A 19190-nucleotide genomic window follows, 5' to 3' on the forward strand; every position below is an offset into this window, starting at 1 on the left:
TCAAGTATTAAAAAACCGCCTTAGTGGCGGTCTATTTAAATAGGGTTTTGCTTATCCAATCCAAGGCTTTGATAATTGGTTTTTTAATTTCCGCCATCAGTTCATCGAGCGGATGTTTAGCTTGGAGTTTTTTGTGATACTTCAGTGCTTTTGAATCATCATTACTACAAAAGCCTTTGGCTGCAACTTGTCTTTCAATAATTTCAATCTGCTCACGATGATTCATCTTCTCACCCATGCAAAAAATCAGCTAAGACAATATACCCATCTTTAAACTTGTCTGTAATGCCAATCAATTCAACTTGAATATTATTGCCATTAAAATGTGTACCATATGGCAGTGTTAGGTCGGCATATTTATGATCGTATTGTGCCATATAAGCTGTTTGCTTTGCCGATTCCTCATCTTTAGCTGCCACAACCAAGCCTACGAATTCATCATAACTAGGGTCATCATTGCGTGTGATTCGGTAGAGGTTCATTATTCTCACCTATGCTTATAATTCTGCTTCAATTATAGCATCAGTGAAAAATACAGGCACAAAAAAAGACGCATAGCGCCGTGGAGGTTCTTTGTGCCTGCATGGGTTTAGCTTGTTGCCGGAATCGTTACGATATGACCATATAAGCCAAGTGTTGGGTCTGTTTCTTTACCCACATCGGATAAGGCCTGACCAGAGATTTCATACTGACCCAGCTCTTCATGAATCAATGGGAAAGTTGTTTCTGGTGACTTCTTGGTACGCCATAAGCGCACAGCCATGTGCTTACCATTTGCTGTATTCACCCCTTTGAAGAACAATTCATATTCTTCATTAAAGTTGTTTGCCAAAGTGGTATGTGTTACGGCGCCAGTCGTATAAGTTGCCAGAATAGGCATCGTGAGATCAGCCACGTCATGGAAAATCACAGTGCCAAACTTAGCATCCACGGTGTACTGATCATCGGTAAGTGTTTTTGGTGTGCCACTAGCAGAATCCTTAAAAGACACTTGGGATAAGTTATAACCCTTTAATTGAATTTCCTGACCAGTAACCACAGTCCCTAGAGACTCATCAGTGATGGTGTTACTTGCAACTTCAGAATTTGTACCAGAGACAATGTACTCCAGATTATCTTTGTCCACTTCCTCAAGTGTTCCAGAGAAATTCACAGAGGTTGTATTCACCATTGTGAAATCAGTTGTGCGATTACCTGATGTTGATTCCTGATGCTCAATAATGTCTGCACCAATTTCAAGCTCAAAATCAGGCACGTTGCCAAGGTGACGCATAGCACCAGCAATACCATTGGTTAGTTTGGATAAGTAGAATTTACCCTGCAATGAAATATATTCTTTAGCCATTACTTTTCATCCCCTGTGGTTTTCTTGGCTGGAGCAGCTTTAGGTTCAGGCATTTCCTGAATCACACCATCTGCCAGTAATTTTTTAATCTGAGCACCATCCAATCCGCCGACCATATCGCCTTTTTGAAAGCGGCCGACAGGCTGAGTTGCCTTATATTGTTTTGCCATGACTGGCTCCTAAATGAATTTTTGTGATTCAAAGATAATCGTGATGTATGCAAAGCCAGGACTGTAGCCATCCCGTACCGAAATCATTTCCAGCGCTGTCCGTGATGCTTGAGGTTGCCAACCCGAAAGCAGTTGAATTACTTTCTCGGTCAAAAGCCCTGCTTCATCACTTACAGCACGTCCATCGGTCATTTGAGACTGAGCATTACGACACGCCACCGTGACCGCCCATTGCTGGCCGATCTGATTAATACTTCCACGGCCTGCACTTGCCTTTTTATCTATACGGACAAAATTGACATGTGCCGACGGCGCAACCTGCGACATCTCCGTCACAGTGACTGAATTCAACGGCGTATAGATCTTTAGAAACTCTGGAATTTCTTTCAGCTTATTTGCAATCTCATCACGTACCGCGAAGAAGGTGCTCATCTATAAAACTCCCAACAATGTCTAAAACCATAACTTCATCCTCAGCATCAATACCAAGCTGAGTCCGAGGTGGAATAATGGATTGCTTAACCTTTCGATATTGACCACCCACCGCGAAAGTAATGTATTGACCATTCTTGGGTAGGATTGTTGCGCCGTAATGCAGATGAGGTGCATAGGCAACATCTGTACCCACTTCCACACCATTTGAAAGCACATTGTGAGTATAGGAATTCATTAAACGACCAGTATCACGCAGCGTTTCACCGCCTTGCATACGTGCACGCCATGAAATCCGCCATGGATTGCCATCTACACCGGTACCAGTTAGAAACCGATGCTGAGTACTGTTGACCAACCCAGCACCAATCTCATCAAACAACTGGCTCTTGAGTGAATCAAAGTCACCTAATTGACTCAGCACCGCTTCAATAGGTGAACTATCAGCTCGAATGGTTATTGCGAAAGCCATAAACACCTCACTTCATGCTGGGCATCATGTCTAAAGTGGCATCACCAAATACACCACCGGTATATGAAGTACCGACTGGTGCCGTTGATGGTCGCCCTTTAGGCTGGTCATCCACGATCTGGTTTGTTTCAGGTAACTGAATCTGCAAATGTGCTTTGTTGTCAGCCACACGTTTTAAAAATGCGATTGCATCTTCATAACGCTGTCGCACTTCTTCAGTGGGTTGCTGAAAGTAAAGCCGATAGCGTGCGATGTCACACGCCATACGCTTTAAATTACTCGGCACATTGGGAAGCGGCAAAGGATAACGACCACCAATGTGACCGTTAATCTCTTCTGTTGCATCCTGAATTGCATCGGTTACTGAAGACTGAGAAGGAAGCATCGTTTTCAAACCCTCAATCTCATCACCAAATCGTGCGACCAAATCTGCTTCAGTCGCATACATGGGTCACCTACTTGGCTGCTTTTTTAGCTTCAGCCTCTGCTTTTTTCAAAGCTGCCTGAGCGTCAGATAAAGCCTTTTCAAGCTCAACCGCCTTTTGGTTTGCAGCTGTTAGATCCTGCTCGGCTTTTGCCTTCTGTTCAGCCAATTCGGTACTAGCTTTGGTCAGTTCAGCATTAGCCTTTTCAAGCTCAACCAAACGTGCTGCTGTGCCATCGGCTTTAGGTTCTTCTTTGGCTTTCGCCTCTTCAATAGCTCCAGATGTTAAAAGGGCCTGAAGTTTTTTATCTTCAAGCCCTTTGATTTCGTCACCTGGCATAAAGTGCCCGATGGATTGTTTGGCAATATACTTTGGCATTTTCTACTCCTTACAAGGTAATAAAGCCGGTACCACAAACCACACCGTTCTTATTAGAAGGCACAACCAGTGGAGCAGATTCAGTCATCAAAATAATGCCGCTTGGATCTTCACAGTACCATTGACGATCAAAGTACTGTTGGGCAACGCCGTTGGCCAGCATGTTCTTAATCTTACAGTGAGCAACAGAGCCATTGGTATCAGATACCAGCGAGAAGAAGTCTTTAGGAATAAAACGATTCACCTGACCTTTGCTGCGGTAGGTTGCGTCATATACCCAGAACTCGATCCCATCAAACGTACCTTTAAAGGTCGCAGATTCTTTGACACCAAAGCTTGGATTAACCGGAACTGAAATTCCTGCATACGGCGTAACGAATTCTTTTTTGAATTCTGCATCATTCCATAGTGCAGCCCATACTGAGCCAGACATGATGGCTTTCTTAGCCTCACCACCATCTGCAGCTAATTGACGTTCCAGCATGCGCTTGATGTCATCAACTGGTTTTGCACCTACTTCATTCCATGCAGTCACTGGTGAGTACGTTAATGATGCATCACGACGGTAATCCACCAGGTTGTATTCATAGTCATCTGAATGAAGAACGTATTTACCATTTTTCAGTAAATCAATCGCCATCATCATGACCGAATTATCAATCGCATCATGGTTACGCTTCATGACTGAGATCTGGGAAATCACCATCTTTTCCTGATCAGATAACTGCTGATTGCCAGTTGAGATAATACCTGCAGAACGTAGACGTTCAAGCAAAGCAATTTCAAATGTTTCTGCTGGGGTAACCTGATTTTTTGGCTTGTAGTAAGCTGGCTTCACATGACGAACTTCGCCAGACTGAGTGGTGTCAAATGGTTTACCAGGTTGTTGTGGTGATACCAGTGGTGCTAGATCGTGTTCAGCAGACAACTCAGCCAAAGGCACATCATCACGAGTGAATAGTGGGCGATTTGGAAATAGTTGATCCAGAAGCCAAGTGTCCATTGGTCGATAATTCGAGTGGATCAGTGCAAGCTCACCCACATCAAGAAGTTCAAGTGGAGCACCTTCAATATTAAAAGACTGTGGCATGTTGTTTACACCTTAGAAAGTTCGATTTTGTTTTTAGTTGCTTTGGCACGTGCTGCATCGTATTTAGCGGCAGCAAGCAAAGTTCCGCTTAATGACACTGCTTCAATGCTGAATACGCCACCGTAATACACTGGAATTTCAATTCCAGCAGCTGCTTTGATAGTGGCTTCTGCAGCAGTAACATCTTGGCCACAGATTACATCCCACGTTTTTTCATCAGCGGCATGAGTAAGTACATTAGCTTCGGATAATGCTAATAAATCACCCTTTTTGTACGCCGTAGCTGTAGTTACTTTGGCATTAGCACGACGTAACTTTTCATTGTCTAGGACCAGCTTTTTAGACTGAACCGTAATGTTTGGAATAACCTGGCTCATGAATTATTTCCCCTTGTTTTGGTCTGCGAATGCTTGTGCACCAGAAGTGAATTTGTGCGTGTCATTGTTATTTGACTGACCACCTTGACCACCATTTGCCTGATGAGTAAACAAATGAGCAAATGCCGGATTTACACCTGGTGCTGGTTGCTGTTGTTGCCCTGCTGGTGGTTGCTGACTTCCTGCCGAGAACTGACGAAGCTGCTTGGCCGAGAATGCAAATGCAGAATCATCAAGCTTTTTCATTTCTTCAACATCTTCAGCGCTAAACTCTTTGCCTAGGTCTTTACCTAATGCAGTGATTTCAGCTTCACGTTTTGCAGCTGCGAATTGTTTGTTTTGTTCAGTCAAAGTATTCACCTGACCTTCCAATTCGGTAATTTTGGCCTGAGCCTTTTCTAATTCGGTCACGTCTGTGTCCTCTGGTTGATTGAATTGTTTTGGAGAGTGACTTGCTGCCACGGCGTTTGTGTTGTCATCCGCACCCAAAGCACAGAAAGACACTTCACGAATACGACCACCACGAAAAACCGTGATAGGCCCTTGATGCACTTTTCCATTTACAGTGACTGATGCACCTGCTTGAATTTCTTCAACTGCAGAGGGTTCAATGCGAACTGACATCTGCCATGGAAAGCCGTCATCGGAGTCTTGAGCAACCTGAGTACCAAATTCATTACTCATTAGATCGCCTGAAACTGTTAGACCGTTCTGGTGGTCAATACTATGGCTGTTAATGGCTCCAGCACGTTGTCGGGTTGAGTGATCCAGTAACGCAGGAATTCGACCTTTAATTTGCATAGAATCCAGATCAAAGATGATTCGATCCCAATACCAATGATCAGTAATAACTTCACCACTGTATGCAATACCGGAGAAAGTCCGCTTCTTCTTGCCTTCTTCGGCTTGGTCGACATTTAAATTTCCAACCTGGAAGCAATACTGATTCGGCTTATGTTCCTCTTCTTTTGGCATTTTTCATGCTCCATAAAAAAACCGCCCAAAAGGCGGTCATATTCATTTTAAAATTAGTTCAACAAAGGCTTTAGTGTATAAACCATCTGCCCTTCAATGGCCTCAATCGAAACCACCTCAAAAGATAGTCCCATCGGCATGAGAACACCGTTACCAGCATTCAACATATCCAGATCAACACCCAAGCCTTTAGCATTCTCAATCTTAATCACGATATCTGAAGCTGTATCAGCCATCAGCAACGGCGCATTCAACTGGACAGTTTGCCCAACTTGGTATGCTGCTACTTGATTAAGTGTCGCAGCACCCACTACGGTTGAAGCCGTATTACTTGCCACAGCCTGAATTGCTGCCATATCGGTACTAAGCCAGCGCTTAAGTACATCATCAGCTAGTGAGCCTGTAGCGGAGTTTAAATAGCTAGTCAGTGCGGCATCATTTCCTTGCACATAGTCTAGAAAGGTACGGATCGCACTTGGCCGAATACTTGGATCAAGTGGAATTACCGTATTGGCTACCGTATCAAACAGGTCCCGAGTCTTATCATCCATCGGAGCAAATAGACTGGTGAGCTTTTTACTTGCTGTCCATTCAGCCTTGATAACTTCCTTCTGTTCGAGTAGGTATTCCTTATCCAGACTTGAAGTGCTGATCTTTTTATCAACCAAAGATTCAAGTTCACCAAACTGCAAAGGATGCGATGACCAATCCAAAGCCTCGGCAATTTCTGGCAACTGATCATCAGGCGTAATACCGTATTTCAGCGCCTGTTTCTCAGTTAAGGCAATCACTGTGCACCGGCAACGAAAGCCCAACGGCGGGTAATGCGTTAGCCAGAATGGATGATCAATCGGCAACACAATCCGATTCAAGGCCAAATGACTTGGACGCACTCGACTATCATTGATCGCCGAGTACATCAGGTAAGGTCGTTTAGCCTTATTCCGTTGCTGTTGTTGCCACCGGCCATGACCATAAGCGTTCTGGATATTGGTACGGAATACATTGTCCAGGTAATGCTTTGGCAGAATGATTTCAGATTCTTCAATCAGCTTCTGGAAGTCTTTAAAAGTACCGCCGTCAGCAATGGATTTGTTCACTGCCTTAATGACAGTCTCAATCTGCTCAAGACTCGATAGAAAGCTAACCGTAATTGCCATCTGCCGGGTCTTAAGGTCCATTGAATAAAACTCATCAGGTAGCACGATCTTTTTACTGTGAGCGTAACGAAGTGCCTCAAGGAAGGTAACTGGTTGCATTGCCGGCATCCTTGCTATATACATGCTTTGCATTCAACCAAAGCTTGAAATATTCATCACGAGCATCAAAGTAATGGCCTAATTTCTTACGCTGATATATTGAGAATTCATCGAAAGTGAGTCCACAATATTTGGTGCAAAACTCTTCAAACTCATCATATAACGCCTGAATATCTTCCATCACTTACCTCCACTTGCAGTCACATACCCCAAAATATCCGCAGCATATAAAGCCTGATCTAACTTGGCTGTAAACTCAGTTTTGGTGGCATTCGGGATAAGCTGCATAAGATTGAACGCCAACACCTCTGGAGTTTCCGACGTGCTTGCTAACTGCCTAATCTCAGCATCACTAAGCAGCGTTAATTCATCCTGGCCATCTGTCAGCTCTTCAACTTCCTGCTGTTCTGGTGAGAGCTTGTTTACTGTTGCCTTGAAGTTGAAGGCCTGACGCGGTAATGCAGAGAATTGATTAAAGCCAATCTGGTTCTGTTCAATCACATCGCCATCTTCAAGCCCATACTCGCGTTTAAAGTATTGCGGCGTTAAGACTGCACCAGCATTTCTTAGCTTCACATCACGGTCTGCTTTAGGCCCTTCAAGTGATTTCTCTTCACCAATAATGACTCGGTGGCGCTCCCAACCATTAAGATCGCATAATGCATTGATAATGGCTTGGATCGTTGGCATGATCATTCGTACGTCGGCTTTATACTTTGAGTTTTGTATTTCAAGATGTACATCACCCAAGGCACGTGATCCAGAGCCATCTGTACCGGATGTGAGAGTCTGACCCAGAATCACCTTTTGAATACGGCGCTCTAAGTTCTTGTCAAAGACTTCAAATGTCTGGGAAGCATTGCCGTTGGTATTGGCTGTTTGGATTTCTACCGAATCACTGCCACTCAGAGCAATCACTGAACTTGCATGTGCTTTGAGTAATGCATCACGCATATCTGTCGTCTTGCCAGTAGTTTTACCAACCAGCATTGGCAAGCCAAACTTTTCAACGAACTTGGCCCAGAATTTAAAGCCAGACGTTTTGAAGAACCAGACCCAGTACAGTCGACTTAAAAGAGCCTCACCTAATGGATTCTCATAAGTAGATTTACAACGTGTCAAAAAGTGTTTAAAGCGCTGGTCCACTTCTTGATCCTGCCGAGTCGTATTGTAGTTAGCCAGCAACATCAGACGACCATCATTTCTAGGCTCATACCATTGCATTGGCTTTTCACCAATCCACTTAAACCCAATAAACGGCGTAATAGTGTCACCGTCAATATGTAGGCTTGGCTCTTCCGGCTTGGTGTAAATCGCTTCCAGGACTGAATACCCATACCAACGGGCATTTTGTGCACCCAGTAGAATCTCAGACCACCACTCGCGCAAATGCTCCATAATGATCTTGGACTCTGGTCGATCCATTGGTTCTACACGCCATGATGCACTCTCAAGTTTATCTTGGCGCTTTTCAATAGCCTGATAAATCTCATCGTCATACATCATGACTTTCAAGCGTGGACGAGTGACCCCTGCTTTTCGCAGAACTTCATCGCCGTCTGGCATTTTGGTTAGATAACTGATTAAAGCCTGTTCAGCTTCATGAGAATAGAGTGCACCAGATTCGGGCTTACTATTTTCAGACTTTTTACTTTTCTTAGCCATAAATAAAACCTTAAGCCGCTGGTGGGCTGTAATTAATTGCAATCACTGCGTCTTCAATCGCATCAATCAGCGTATCTACCTGGTCATCATGATCATGGGTAAATGCCGCATTGAATGCTTCACATTCTTCAAAGAATTCACCGATCCAATGTGCATCTTTAGGTACCATCACAAAACGATCTTCAGGTTTATCCTTATAGTTCGCCTCAAGATGGACCTGCACATCCATGAAACGGGATAGCTTGTCTGTATTACGCTGGACTGGAATCACAGCAACACCAGAGTATGTGCCAAGTGTTTGGATCAGTTGGGTACCAGATGCCTTATCTTCTACTTTCATGTAGCGGATTGGTTTGGTATGCCAAGTGTATTCCTTGTGCTTATCCAGAAATGCTTTAGCCTGACGGTTAAGCTCTGGTGCTTCCCATTTACCGCGCAAAAGATCTAGCAAATACAGCTTGCCATCTACCCCCATACCCACCAGCAGGAATACGGAGTAATCGTTGTGCTCTTTGGTTTTCTGTGCTGTATCGACAAGGACGGCGCGCCACTGAAGCTCTGGAATGTCTTTATAGAATCCAAACCATTCAGACTTAATTAGGTCACCACCTAATTTCTTAGGCTGCTGCATGTACTGGCTTGAAAATGTATATCGAGATACCGTTGCGCCCTCTTTGTCCTTACCACCCTTTTCGAGTTGTAATAGAGATTGCAATGATTCTTTCTTGGGCCAGTAGCTTTGACGACCTTGCTCATCACGTTCGGCATCTTGCGGTACCAGTTTTTGAATATGCTCTGGTAGGGTTGCAATGTACTTATCATCAATCAATGCTGGAATAGATATCTGAGTCCATTCACCAGGCAGGTTTCCCGTCATGACGAAGTTAGTCGGATCTTCCGTGTGAAGCCGCTGCATGATCATGATGATGGGTGTATCAGACTTGGCTTTACGCGAGTTCACCGTATTAAGTAGTTTGCGATTCGCAGCATCCCGCTTGATCTTACTAAAAGCATCTTCAGGCTTTAATGGGTCATCAATGATGATACAGCCAGTGAAGCCATCATCCGCCAGCGTCCCTGCTCGCCGTCCTGTTACCTGTCCACCCATGGAGGCAACATACACATGACCAACATCGTAATCCTCAACCGTAATCTTCCACTCTTTCTTAGAGTCGGTGCTATTTGATACAGTTAAGTCCCACATCAGGCGGTAGTCTTTCGACTTCACAATATCACGCGCTGTATCCGACACCCCCTCAACCAGTGATTGCGAGAAGGATAGATACAGAAAACGAGAACGTGCATTTAAAGCCAAGCCGCGTGGGATTAGATTAGTTGTCAGTTCAGTTTTTCCGGCCCCTGGTGGAACGTTGATGACGACGTTTGCAATCTCACTAGCAATGACCTGATCGATAATCCATGAGATATAAACGTGGTGCCAATTCACCGTAAATTTAAATCCCATACGGGGCTTAAAGAATCGCCGGGTGAAATATAAATGCTCATCTTCACACAGCTTCTTTTCAACCTGTGTTTGCAGATCCATTTAATATTCCTCTTGGGCCTTCTTCACTGCAGCTTCAACCTGTTCTTGAGTAGCATGTACGACTGTTGTTTGAAGTGGTTCGCCGTCTTTACCGGTAATTTCTATTTTCTTTTCATAGTGGCCTTTAACAATCTTTTGCATCTGGTCAATCAGCTTAATAGCCATAACGACATTGCCTTTTTTAGATACCAACAGATCACTCAGAATCTGCAGTTGTACAATGTCGTTAGCACCTTCAATGTTGTAGATCGGCTGCTCAATGTATTTCTTACGCGCCTCATAAAACATATCTACGAATTCTTGCGATAAGTCAGCACCCGCTACTTTTGTTGGGTCATAACATTCCACCTGTTGTCGAGATACATCAATCTTGAAATTTTCCTTGACAGCCTCTACTACTTGCGATGGCTCCATAAACTGTGCAAGTGATCGAACTATAAAGGCTTTTTCATGTTTTTTAAGTCTTGCCATAAGTCACAATCCGTCAAGGTGCGTCAAGGAAAGCGGGCAAAAAAATTAACCAATCACACAGTTCCCGCAGCACGCCGCAATACTAGTTTCAGATACAAACGGCGCATTCTTGGAGATTTCCAGAAGCCGCTTAACAGATTCGTCTGCACCCCATCGTTTAGTCTCACCAAAGAACACTTCAACATCATGGCCGGCTAAGTAATGCTTAGGCAGTCCAGTCATATCGCTATAAATGATTTCGCCGTCTTCATCGCGTTCAACGCCTATGTGATATAGCTCATGCTCAATCAAACGGCAGAAGTCACGATCTGAGGCTTGTTCGCAATAAGTGGCATCAATGGTGATGAGGTATTGAGGCACAAAGCCGAACCAGTCCCGCATCTGTTGTTCCTGGCGTGCTTTCTTCCAGCCACCGACGTTAAACATGACCTTTTCACATTGGCCAAGCACCATACGTTTTTTCGCTACGGCGGCAGATGAAGCCCATGCAAATGCAAGGAACTCTTCATTATCGTGAAGTAGCTCAGCAATATGGTCATGATCCGGGTTATGCAGTTCACTACCTAAAGTGAGCCAATTCTTCACGACCCATTCTTTAAGCTCTGGTGCTGGTGCCAAGCGAATCGCTTCCTCTTCCTCAGCCTGATCAATCAGATCCGACGGCGGGAATGGTCTGAACTGTTCCATGTGATGCCTTTAAGTTTCTTAGCCACTGTATAGCCCTATTGGATGATGAGATATCAGATACTTCAAATCGGTGATAGCGATATCCCATTTCTTCAGCATGGTCATAGCGATCTATGCTCCAGGCTTTAGTTGCCAGCTTGCCTTTACGTCCACCAGACCAGGGACCACCAGCGATCTCAATCAGCATTCGATACTCAATCAAGTGCAGATCGAAGCGCCAGTGCTTGGTGCTTTTAAAGTGGAAGTATTCTTCGTATTTGATTTCCATCCGATCAAGGATTTCTTTTAATCGCTCGAATGCTTCTAGATATTTCTCACCAGCTTTAGGTAGTGGTCTGGTACGTGGTTTTGTTTTAATGGGCTTCTTATCCGTCAGGGTTTTATATCGATCAATGTCCATAAATTTTGCCCATTAAAAAACCCGCACTAGGCGGGTTCTTATTTCAATACCAGTTAAGCATGAAGCATTCTTTCTGCACTCGCAGCCAAAAATGCTGAGCGTGATTTAAAACGTGCATCTTTCTTCACACGATCGTCAATTAAATGAATTAAGCGGCTTGGTAAAGTGACGTTTACTTTTTCCGCCTTACCCAGATAACGACTTACATCAATATCGACCACTGCCCAAACCATACCTTGATAATCTTCATTATCAAAGAAATTAGCAGCTTCGGATGCCAAAGGAATATCCTCACCATCTTCAGCTAAAATCTCTAAATGTCCAGCGATTGCCTCTTTCACATTCTCAAGTGCCTCTTCAAAAGTATCACCTGCTGAAAAACAACCTGGAATATCAGGGACAATCACACCGTAGGCTTCTTTGTCTGAGCCTCTCTCTACTGCGATTGGATATAACATTTGCCCACTCCCAAAAAAGGTTAAATTTATCTGGAATTGCTGCGGGTCACTTGAGACCCGCTTGCTTCAGAATGCTATTCACAGTGCCAGGTGGTAAATCCTTTTTAGGATGAGGAATCGTAACCAACCCCTTCTTAGTAGGATGTTTGAAATGATGATGATCACCCTTACATCTAACTTGATACCAACCGTCTGCTTCAATCATCTTGATTAAATCCAGACTTTTCATTCAACCCCCATATTAACGTTATGGAGCAATTATAACCCCAGAGTTATATTTAAACAATAACCCCAGAGTTATGTTTTATAAATTTTTCCCAATCATGCATATAGCGCCATACGCAAATTCTTAATACGTTCTTTCAGCTTAATCATGATGCCGTCAATTGCATGCAGCTCACTAAGCGTCAATCCAAATCTACTGAGGTTCTGATACTTAGACAGCTCAGCACTGCAAAATTCTAAGTCTTGTTTAGCTTGTACTTTGTCTGTCATAAGTCGCACCCCTCACCAGTCTTGTTCTTCTTCATCAAGTTTCTTCACTTCAATACACTTGTAGGTTTTCGATCCAACAAAGAATCCACCTAACCGCTCACATTCATTTGCCACGTAGATATGCGTATACCAACTGCAAATAACCCAAGCCACGATAAAGCCAAGTAAGAATTGCCACATGAATCACCCATAAGAAAAGAAAAACCCTGCCAATATCTAGAATTGAGCAGGGTCTTAGATGCCGTAATACGTTCGGCGAATTATTTAACTTCGTTTAAGCAGTCACGACATTCTTTTTTATTGTCGTTAATCTCAGTCGCACCATGCAGACCAAATAAACAAAATATAAATTGGAGCATGCTTTTCTCCAGATAAAAAAATACCTCCACCTGGGGAGATGAAGGTCTAAATTAGGAAACTACAGCGTCAAATATGTATATCTTGCAAGCGCTTAATATATATTCAATTTTTCAAAAATACAATATAGTTCAAATAAAAAAGCCCGCTTAACTGGGGAAAGCTAAGCGGGTAGGATTCAATACTTCGTTATGGTTTTTAGCTACATCATCATTCATGGAGTGATTTTTAAAATAGCACCTATAGCCCAATAACAATGTATGAAGAATACAAAGAAACTGTTTTAATCGGTTTGTTTTGGGTTGTTTTTTGAATCCTGTTAAAACTAGGCGTTCAGATATTGCTTACACGGGCATTTCTCAGGGCATTGAAAAAGCCCACCATTTGGCGAGCTTTTAAATTAATCTAGTGCTTTAACGTACACTTCGATCACTATAACAGAAATATGCCATATCCTGTCCGGACAAGCAAGTGGTTAATCAATACGCAAACGTTTGTCATGTCCTGCTAAATAAAATTTTCCGCAATACACCATACTATCGATTGAAGATTTTCCAAGACGGCGCTCATCAGCGAGTTGACGCAATGACATCCCACGAACACATTTATCAATAAAAATGCTCACAGCTACTTTTGCTGAAGAACAAATAGCTTCTGATTTGTTGATGGATACAATCAGCTTCCGCACCTGCTCTGCTTCGAAATCATCAATCTTACAAATCAACTGATCCTTACGCGGTGCCACCCCTTTATTGTTCTCACAGATCAGCCAGTAGATCTGATTTACCCCAAGTGAGTCCGGCTCATTACCTGACTTCATACGTGAAATCTGGATGTATGCCCCATACTGCTTAAACCAATCCTCAATACTAAAACGATCCCAATCCATTACTTCAGCCTTAACCATCGCATTCATCCCTATTCCCTCTTACAAATTCACGTATTTAAAAAACAAGGTAGTCCCATCCTGCTGAGGGATTGAAACGCTTTGGCCCTGTTCTAAAGTTTCGATCTGTTCTGTTGTTAAGTGTTTGCCTGCGTGTTTTAAGAAGTCTTCTTTAGAGTCAAATTTGGCTTTTCCATAGATATTTGTATTGGTCTCATTCCAGTGCTCATAAAGCCAATACTTACCATTTGAATAAAGCGCCCAATCAAAATTATTAGTACTCATCACTTCATCCCCACAATCAACATCGCAGCATCCCGCTGCTCTTGATTCGTTCTGCCTTGCCAACCTGTAATTCGATTAAAATCTTCTGCCTTCAGCTTTGTGCGTGTCGGCTTAACCAATACCACCGCTAAACCGCATTCTTTTGCCATTTCTGCGAGCAATTTACCTGTTGCGTGGTTCTCCCCTACATTCTTGGCAATCTTCTCTCCTGCGGTCTTAGAATGCCCGAAACGGAAGTTTGATTTTTTATTCAGCCAACCCGCCTCGATGACCACTTTCTTGATTTCGCTCTTGTTTACTTCAAAATACTGAGATAAGTCATAAAAGCTCATATTGCAGACTCGGAGTGAGCCGTCTTTTAAGACAGCCACCCCTGATTTTTCTAAGTCTGGATCGATGCCGATAATCAAGTCAGTCATTGGCACCTCGCAGGGCTTTTTCCCACCCTTCAATATTTTCAAGCAATTCCCGGCTGCAACGCGGCAAAACCTCTTGTGCTAATACTCGGTAATTACCCACCAACAACCCTAACAACCTGTATTCCTCATACAGTCGGTCGTATCTGCCACAGGCATCTTTGGTTTGATTTAATTGATCCTCCAACCCCTTCTTCTTCTCGATATAACACTGTTCCATGTTGTTGAGCTGGGCTTTTAAATCGTCGATTTCGGCCTGTCGGTGCTGCCACACCTCAAATTGATCTGAATACAACTCAGATAACTCTTGATCTGGGTAGCGAACCTTCATGAGCAAATAGTCAGACGGATATTTGTTTTTTATGTATTCATCAAAATCACTCATCTCTCAATCACCTTCGTAGTCGGCGCAATATGATTACGGATATCACTTACATAGTCAGTACGGTCGTGATCTGCGATGGCTGCGCGTAATTCACCATGAGTAAAACCAACCGAACTTCTTTGCCACACTCCATTGATTACAGCGATTTTCCAGCTCTCAGGCACACCATGCTTTTGAAGCATCCCATCAAGTGCTTTTGCGTTTTCCAATCCCAATTTTTCGATTAAGTTCATCCCTTCACCCCAAATAACTGCTTTGTCTTTGGTGTCAGGAAATATCTGTATTCATCATTCCCACCACCAATTGCCCCAATTAACCCAGCCTGAACCAATGTCTTTAAATAACGCTGAGTGGATCGAAGAGTTAAATACGGCAACGCCTGGTCTCTTATTTCCTTCGATGTCGCAACTGGTGTGTTTCGAATCACCAGCAAGACATCAATTCCGCGATTTAAAACAGCCGCTTTGCTAAAGCTATGGTCTCGCTCACTACTCATGCCGCCACCCGTTTAGCTTTCTTTTTCCTGCGCTCATTTATATAAATCCGGCATGCTTCACGTGTTTCCGGGGTTTTAACGCCTTGGTTATAAGCAGACCGCAATGCCATGACCTCAACCCAATCCACGGTTTTATTGTCGTTTTGGTCTTTCATGCAGCACCTTCCTGGATACAACCTTCGTCGTAAATCCATAGAGTCCGACCACCACCCCAGCGCATACCAATAATTCCAGTTCCTTTGGTGCGAGCAAGAACACTAAGATCGTACGCACATTGTCTTTCAGTAATTTGGAAGCCTTTTTCTTGCATTCTTGATACAACACCTTTGGTATAAGGGCGTTTCTTTTGTTGTTTTGCATCAATCACGCATTGCAATACTTGATTCTGACGATCAGTAAGATCTAATTTCACACCCCACCCCCTGCGCTTTTCCCTACACGCTGATCCATCCAATTGCACTCAACCACAGCCAATCCGTCATGCTGGAACCGGGACCATAGCCGATCACCTAAATCAGTCGCCAAATCACCCTTGGTCATATTTGAAATCAGCATGGTTGGCTTCCCTGCGTCATAACGCGCATATAAAACCTTGTGAACCAGTTGCAGGCGGTTTTCATGGCGATCATGCAATCCATATTCATCCAGAATCAGAAGGTCATAATCGGTATAGCGCCAGATTGCGTTGGCTTCGTTGTCATCGGCTTTTTTCCAAGCGTTGGCAATCTCATTAGCCATATCTTCAGAAGTGACATAGCGGGCATATTTACGCGCTGAAAGTACGTTACGAGCCACGGCGCAAGACAGATGTGTTTTACCAGTACCAGTACGACCAACCATGATCAGGTTGCGAGTAATGCCTTCCAGGAAGTCTCTGGTGAATTTCACACACTGAGCTTTAGCATTTCGCTGACCATCGTTTTCAGTGATGTATTCCTTGAATCCACTGTTTGCATGTCGAGTCGGAAGCTTGGCACCTTCAAAATGCTTTTCACGGACCATCTGATTGACAGAGGCTGCATGATCCTGATGAGCCTGATTTAAGATTTCAGAAGCACACTGTTTGCAGATCGCCTGGTTACCCAATTGAACTTTCTGCATCTGGTGACGTTCGCAGTATTCAGAACTGATCTGAACTTTTGAACCAAGTAGAGCGTTTACGTTCATAGCAAGCCTCCCAGATCGATGTCATCGGTAGCGGGAGCATATTGCTGAACTTGGCCCCAAGCCTGATTCACATTGCGATTGCTTTGAACTGGTGCCGATGGCGCTTTCTGCTTAGGTTCAAACAGACCTTGATAGTTACCAGTGATCGATGTTTTCAGAGACTGATTGCTGCCCTCATATCCCCATTTCTGGAAATCCTTGTAAATCGTATTCAGGGCATTTTTGGTCAGTTTGGTTTTTGCTGTTAGAGAACGACTAGATACGTACTGCTCCCAAAGATCGAAATCACATAGGTTTTTAAATTTCTCTGATGTCAGTTGAATGACTTCATCAAAAGATAATTTACGAGCCTTTTCTTTTCGCTCAGCTTCGGCTTTTGCCTGTTCCTGTTTTTCAAGAAATAGGCTGTTGTTAAAAATAACGATCAACTTGTTGGAGCGAAGCGGGCTTATATAAATATCTATATTTAAATATCTATAAGTAATATCTATTGAGTGTTCAGTTGGTGAACTAGGTTGCGGTTCACTTTCTGAACTGGTGCGGTTCACTTTCTGAACTAGTTTGGATTTTGAACTAGTCTTTTTACTGAACTTCTCAACTAGAGAAACCTCATTCAAAAGATACTTATTGCCAAACTTTGGATGACTTCCAATGATGCTAATAACCCCAAGTTCAGTAAGCTCTTTAAGACCTTTAGCAACAGTTGCTCGCCCAAGAGTACGAGACCCAACAAGGTTTTTATTGCCTTGCAGTTGAGAGTAACTAACGTAATCAGATTCCTTGTTAAATCCGGTTAGGTAATTCTCCAATCGCGCATAGATCCGCATTGCTGCATCACTTAAAAAAGGCTCAACTTCATTGCGGTAAAGGCGGCTTGACATGACATAACCCTTGTCAAATTTGTCGGCCATTTTTTTACCTTTGCTGAACGGGACAATATTGTCCTCATGTTTTTTTAAAGCCGTCATGCTGCATCACCTTGCTTTGCAGCAAATGCAGCAATTAACCCTTTGGAATCATCAAACCATTCACCCACCGTGCGTAATTCACAAAACTGCTTATGAAGCATGGCCTCAATATCTTTAGGAATGATGGTAAGAACTTCTAGATTTGCACCTGATTGTGTCTCTAATGTGCGGATACGCTTTTCAACATGGATGCTCTTTCCGATTTTGACTTCATGAGTTCCTTGCTTGCGAACAATGTAGGTTTTACACACCAGTTTTTTGGCAGGACTATTCTTATTTTTTTGCGGTTTATCCGTGCCATCTGCATTTAAGCCGCACATGTATGCGCCTGCTTCAGACAAGCTCATTTGCCAAGCTGTTGGAAACGCTTGTGCCACACTTGAAACTAAAGGCTGAATTTCATCCCAGATTTCAGTATTACCATCTATGGCAATCACTGTTTCGCGGGTCATGACTACTGGGTGTTGAGCCAATGTCACCATGAACATTGCGCATTGCTCAGCAAATGTGAGCTTCTGCTTGTCCTTAAGTTTATGTATTAGGTGATTAACAGCTTGAGCATGATTCATTGAGTTGAAATCAAGCTCATTGCTGCTAGACATGCTCTGTTGATTATGATTAAATTGTGTCATCATATTCATGTTTACTTTCCTGTCAGTTAGTGAACAACCGGAAAAGCCTGATCTCGCACATCAGGCTTTTTCTGTTTGTAGAGCTGATAAATACTTTGCACACTCGCCTTTCATGGCTTTACGCAAAGACTGAATCTTGTGTTCGATTTCTTCCAGGATGCGATCTGTCTCATCCATTTCAGCAGGTGTAACCACACCATCTTCCAGAGCAGATAAAACCTGCTTGTTCGCTGCACCATTACCAACGTTCATACCAAGTAGTGACTCAAGAACGCCTAATTGATGATCTTTTCCTTCTGCTTGCTCTACCGGCATCAATGCAAAACCCAATTTATGGGCCCACACCTTTAATGAGGCTGGGTTCTGCGTATAGGTCAGCATTACTTCGAATGCTTTCAGGCTTGGCAGGTGGTTTTCCATATTAGGATTGGCATAGTTCAGAATTGTGTTGTGAGACACGCCAACAACATCGGCTAATTCTTTCGGTGTGATTCCTTTCGACTGGTGCACCATCTTGTGTAAAGCGGTTTTAGTCTCTTTTGATATATCCATGTGAACTCCTTGTTTACATTCACGTTTATTTAAAACGCCAAGTTATTGATAATTGATTTAAGCGGTTAGTGATAAGGCTTGAGTTCTGATGTACTCAAAATCCACATCAGGACACAGTGAGTCACAACTCACTTGGCCGTTACTTTCTTTATCAATCTTGATTGCTAAAGAAGCGCCACACTTGCTGTTGCCATACATAATCTGATTTAAGTATCCGATGGATGTTTGGCAGCGCTTAGCGAATGCTTTTCGCTCACTAGGGGTTAATTGACTTAGATAGTTTTTTAGTTCGATGGTTTGGGAAGAAGACATTTTAATCTCCTTTACTAATTAAATTTAGTAAATACTAATTTTTATCACTTAATAAGTCAATAAAGATTTAGTGTTTGCGAATTTACTTT

At 43.2% G+C, this 19190-nt stretch carries 35 protein-coding genes; all 35 read right to left on the bottom strand.

Annotated features, from left to right (window positions below; genetic code table 11):
• Window positions 1–31: 31 nt before the first annotated feature.
• Window positions 32–226 (bottom strand): hypothetical protein, encoded by a 195-nt coding sequence (locus BS636_RS13500; protein ID WP_150129003.1) that lies wholly within the window; start codon window positions 224–226, stop codon window positions 32–34.
• 4 nt (window positions 227–230) lie between these two features.
• Entirely contained in the window at window positions 231–482 is a 252-nt protein-coding gene (locus BS636_RS13505; protein ID WP_099339246.1) for a hypothetical protein, read from the bottom strand.
• Window positions 483–589: 107 nt separating this feature from the next.
• Window positions 590–1345 carry a hypothetical protein gene (locus BS636_RS13510; RefSeq protein ID WP_099339247.1) on the bottom strand — a complete coding sequence of 252 codons (756 nt, stop codon included), beginning with the start codon at window positions 1343–1345 and terminating at the stop codon, window positions 590–592.
• Window positions 1345–1515 (bottom strand): hypothetical protein, encoded by a 171-nt coding sequence (locus tag BS636_RS16340; protein ID WP_171266027.1) that lies wholly within the window; start codon window positions 1513–1515, stop codon window positions 1345–1347. The genes BS636_RS13510 and BS636_RS16340 overlap by 1 nt, the downstream gene beginning before the upstream one ends.
• 9 nt (window positions 1516–1524) lie before the next feature.
• The gene (locus tag BS636_RS13515) at window positions 1525–1947 is read right to left on the bottom strand and encodes a hypothetical protein (RefSeq protein ID WP_099339248.1); all 423 of its coding nucleotides are present in this window, start codon (window positions 1945–1947) and stop codon (window positions 1525–1527) included.
• Window positions 1922–2419: a phage virion morphogenesis protein gene (locus BS636_RS13520; RefSeq protein WP_099339249.1), complete on the bottom strand. Its 498-nt coding sequence runs from the start codon at window positions 2417–2419 to the stop codon at window positions 1922–1924. Before BS636_RS13520 ends, BS636_RS13515 begins: the two co-directional genes overlap by 26 nt.
• A 7-nt stretch (window positions 2420–2426) precedes the next feature.
• Window positions 2427–2867, bottom strand: coding sequence for a gp436 family protein (locus BS636_RS13525; RefSeq protein ID WP_099339250.1), 441 nt, complete (start codon window positions 2865–2867; stop codon window positions 2427–2429).
• A gap of 7 nt (window positions 2868–2874) precedes the next feature.
• Window positions 2875–3222 (bottom strand): hypothetical protein, encoded by a 348-nt coding sequence (locus BS636_RS13530; protein WP_099339251.1) that lies wholly within the window; start codon window positions 3220–3222, stop codon window positions 2875–2877.
• Window positions 3223–3232: 10 nt separating this feature from the next.
• Window positions 3233–4312: a major capsid protein gene (locus BS636_RS13535; protein ID WP_099339252.1), complete on the bottom strand. Its 1080-nt coding sequence runs from the start codon at window positions 4310–4312 to the stop codon at window positions 3233–3235.
• Window positions 4313–4317: 5 nt separating this feature from the next.
• Entirely contained in the window at window positions 4318–4689 is a 372-nt protein-coding gene (locus BS636_RS13540; protein WP_099339253.1) for a hypothetical protein, read from the bottom strand.
• Window positions 4690–4692: 3 nt separating this feature from the next.
• The gene (locus BS636_RS13545; protein ID WP_099339254.1) at window positions 4693–5664 is read right to left on the bottom strand and encodes a hypothetical protein; all 972 of its coding nucleotides are present in this window, start codon (window positions 5662–5664) and stop codon (window positions 4693–4695) included.
• A gap of 53 nt (window positions 5665–5717) precedes the next feature.
• Window positions 5718–6923 carry a phage minor head protein gene (locus BS636_RS13550; protein ID WP_099339255.1) on the bottom strand — a complete coding sequence of 402 codons (1206 nt, stop codon included), beginning with the start codon at window positions 6921–6923 and terminating at the stop codon, window positions 5718–5720.
• Window positions 6901–7104, bottom strand: a complete 204-nt coding sequence (locus BS636_RS13555) for a hypothetical protein (protein WP_099339256.1) — start codon at window positions 7102–7104, stop codon at window positions 6901–6903. Before BS636_RS13555 ends, BS636_RS13550 begins: the two co-directional genes overlap by 23 nt.
• Window positions 7104–8588 carry a phage portal protein family protein gene (locus tag BS636_RS13560; RefSeq protein ID WP_099339257.1) on the bottom strand — a complete coding sequence of 495 codons (1485 nt, stop codon included), beginning with the start codon at window positions 8586–8588 and terminating at the stop codon, window positions 7104–7106. Before BS636_RS13560 ends, BS636_RS13555 begins: the two co-directional genes overlap by 1 nt.
• A gap of 10 nt (window positions 8589–8598) precedes the next feature.
• Window positions 8599–10134, bottom strand: coding sequence for a phage terminase large subunit (terL, locus tag BS636_RS13565; protein ID WP_099339258.1), 1536 nt, complete (start codon window positions 10132–10134; stop codon window positions 8599–8601).
• Complete coding sequence (locus tag BS636_RS13570) at window positions 10135–10605, bottom strand: DUF2280 domain-containing protein (protein WP_099339259.1); 471 nt, start codon at window positions 10603–10605, stop codon at window positions 10135–10137. It abuts the gene before it with no gap.
• Window positions 10606–10650: 45 nt separating this feature from the next.
• Window positions 10651–11292, bottom strand: a complete 642-nt coding sequence (locus BS636_RS13575; RefSeq protein WP_099339260.1) for a putative metallopeptidase — start codon at window positions 11290–11292, stop codon at window positions 10651–10653.
• A complete protein-coding gene (locus tag BS636_RS13580) occupies window positions 11252–11692 on the bottom strand; it encodes a hypothetical protein (protein WP_099339261.1) in 441 nt (146 codons plus the stop codon). Before BS636_RS13580 ends, BS636_RS13575 begins: the two co-directional genes overlap by 41 nt.
• Window positions 11693–11745: 53 nt before the next feature.
• Window positions 11746–12150 carry a type II toxin-antitoxin system HicB family antitoxin gene (locus tag BS636_RS13585; protein ID WP_099339262.1) on the bottom strand — a complete coding sequence of 135 codons (405 nt, stop codon included), beginning with the start codon at window positions 12148–12150 and terminating at the stop codon, window positions 11746–11748.
• Window positions 12151–12196: 46 nt separating this feature from the next.
• On the bottom strand, window positions 12197–12379 hold the full coding sequence (locus tag BS636_RS13590) for a type II toxin-antitoxin system HicA family toxin (protein ID WP_026441143.1): 183 nt from the start codon (window positions 12377–12379) through the stop codon (window positions 12197–12199).
• A 92-nt stretch (window positions 12380–12471) separates the two neighbouring features.
• Window positions 12472–12645 (bottom strand): hypothetical protein, encoded by a 174-nt coding sequence (locus tag BS636_RS16345; RefSeq protein WP_171266028.1) that lies wholly within the window; start codon window positions 12643–12645, stop codon window positions 12472–12474.
• Between the two features lie 12 nt (window positions 12646–12657).
• The gene (locus BS636_RS16350) at window positions 12658–12825 is read right to left on the bottom strand and encodes a hypothetical protein (RefSeq protein WP_171266029.1); all 168 of its coding nucleotides are present in this window, start codon (window positions 12823–12825) and stop codon (window positions 12658–12660) included.
• Between the two features lie 652 nt (window positions 12826–13477).
• Complete coding sequence (locus tag BS636_RS13595; protein WP_099339263.1) at window positions 13478–13918, bottom strand: hypothetical protein; 441 nt, start codon at window positions 13916–13918, stop codon at window positions 13478–13480.
• 12 nt (window positions 13919–13930) lie between these two features.
• Complete coding sequence (locus tag BS636_RS13600) at window positions 13931–14173, bottom strand: hypothetical protein (RefSeq protein ID WP_005026858.1); 243 nt, start codon at window positions 14171–14173, stop codon at window positions 13931–13933.
• Window positions 14173–14592 carry a hypothetical protein gene (locus BS636_RS13605; RefSeq protein WP_099339264.1) on the bottom strand — a complete coding sequence of 140 codons (420 nt, stop codon included), beginning with the start codon at window positions 14590–14592 and terminating at the stop codon, window positions 14173–14175. The genes BS636_RS13600 and BS636_RS13605 overlap by 1 nt, the downstream gene beginning before the upstream one ends.
• Window positions 14585–14974 carry a hypothetical protein gene (locus tag BS636_RS13610; RefSeq protein WP_099339265.1) on the bottom strand — a complete coding sequence of 130 codons (390 nt, stop codon included), beginning with the start codon at window positions 14972–14974 and terminating at the stop codon, window positions 14585–14587. Before BS636_RS13610 ends, BS636_RS13605 begins: the two co-directional genes overlap by 8 nt.
• Window positions 14971–15207 (bottom strand): hypothetical protein, encoded by a 237-nt coding sequence (locus BS636_RS13615; RefSeq protein WP_099339266.1) that lies wholly within the window; start codon window positions 15205–15207, stop codon window positions 14971–14973. The genes BS636_RS13610 and BS636_RS13615 overlap by 4 nt, the downstream gene beginning before the upstream one ends.
• Complete coding sequence (locus tag BS636_RS13620) at window positions 15204–15470, bottom strand: hypothetical protein (RefSeq protein ID WP_099339267.1); 267 nt, start codon at window positions 15468–15470, stop codon at window positions 15204–15206. Before BS636_RS13620 ends, BS636_RS13615 begins: the two co-directional genes overlap by 4 nt.
• Window positions 15467–15625, bottom strand: coding sequence for a hypothetical protein (locus tag BS636_RS16355; RefSeq protein ID WP_171266030.1), 159 nt, complete (start codon window positions 15623–15625; stop codon window positions 15467–15469). The genes BS636_RS13620 and BS636_RS16355 overlap by 4 nt, the downstream gene beginning before the upstream one ends.
• Window positions 15622–15882 (bottom strand): hypothetical protein, encoded by a 261-nt coding sequence (locus BS636_RS13625; protein ID WP_099339268.1) that lies wholly within the window; start codon window positions 15880–15882, stop codon window positions 15622–15624. The genes BS636_RS16355 and BS636_RS13625 overlap by 4 nt, the downstream gene beginning before the upstream one ends.
• Complete coding sequence (locus tag BS636_RS13630; protein ID WP_099339269.1) at window positions 15879–16637, bottom strand: ATP-binding protein; 759 nt, start codon at window positions 16635–16637, stop codon at window positions 15879–15881. The genes BS636_RS13625 and BS636_RS13630 overlap by 4 nt, the downstream gene beginning before the upstream one ends.
• Complete coding sequence (locus tag BS636_RS13635) at window positions 16634–17605, bottom strand: hypothetical protein (protein WP_099339270.1); 972 nt, start codon at window positions 17603–17605, stop codon at window positions 16634–16636. The genes BS636_RS13630 and BS636_RS13635 overlap by 4 nt, the downstream gene beginning before the upstream one ends.
• Complete coding sequence (locus BS636_RS13640) at window positions 17602–18246, bottom strand: GIY-YIG nuclease family protein (protein WP_099339271.1); 645 nt, start codon at window positions 18244–18246, stop codon at window positions 17602–17604. Before BS636_RS13640 ends, BS636_RS13635 begins: the two co-directional genes overlap by 4 nt.
• Window positions 18247–18297: 51 nt before the next feature.
• Entirely contained in the window at window positions 18298–18789 is a 492-nt protein-coding gene (locus tag BS636_RS13645; RefSeq protein WP_099339272.1) for a phage regulatory CII family protein, read from the bottom strand.
• A gap of 57 nt (window positions 18790–18846) precedes the next feature.
• A complete protein-coding gene (locus BS636_RS13650; RefSeq protein WP_099339273.1) occupies window positions 18847–19101 on the bottom strand; it encodes a transcriptional regulator in 255 nt (84 codons plus the stop codon).
• Window positions 19102–19190 lie beyond the last annotated feature (89 nt).

The sequence above is a fragment of the Acinetobacter sp. LoGeW2-3 genome (assembly GCF_002688565.1).
Taxonomy (GTDB): domain Bacteria; phylum Pseudomonadota; class Gammaproteobacteria; order Pseudomonadales; family Moraxellaceae; genus Acinetobacter.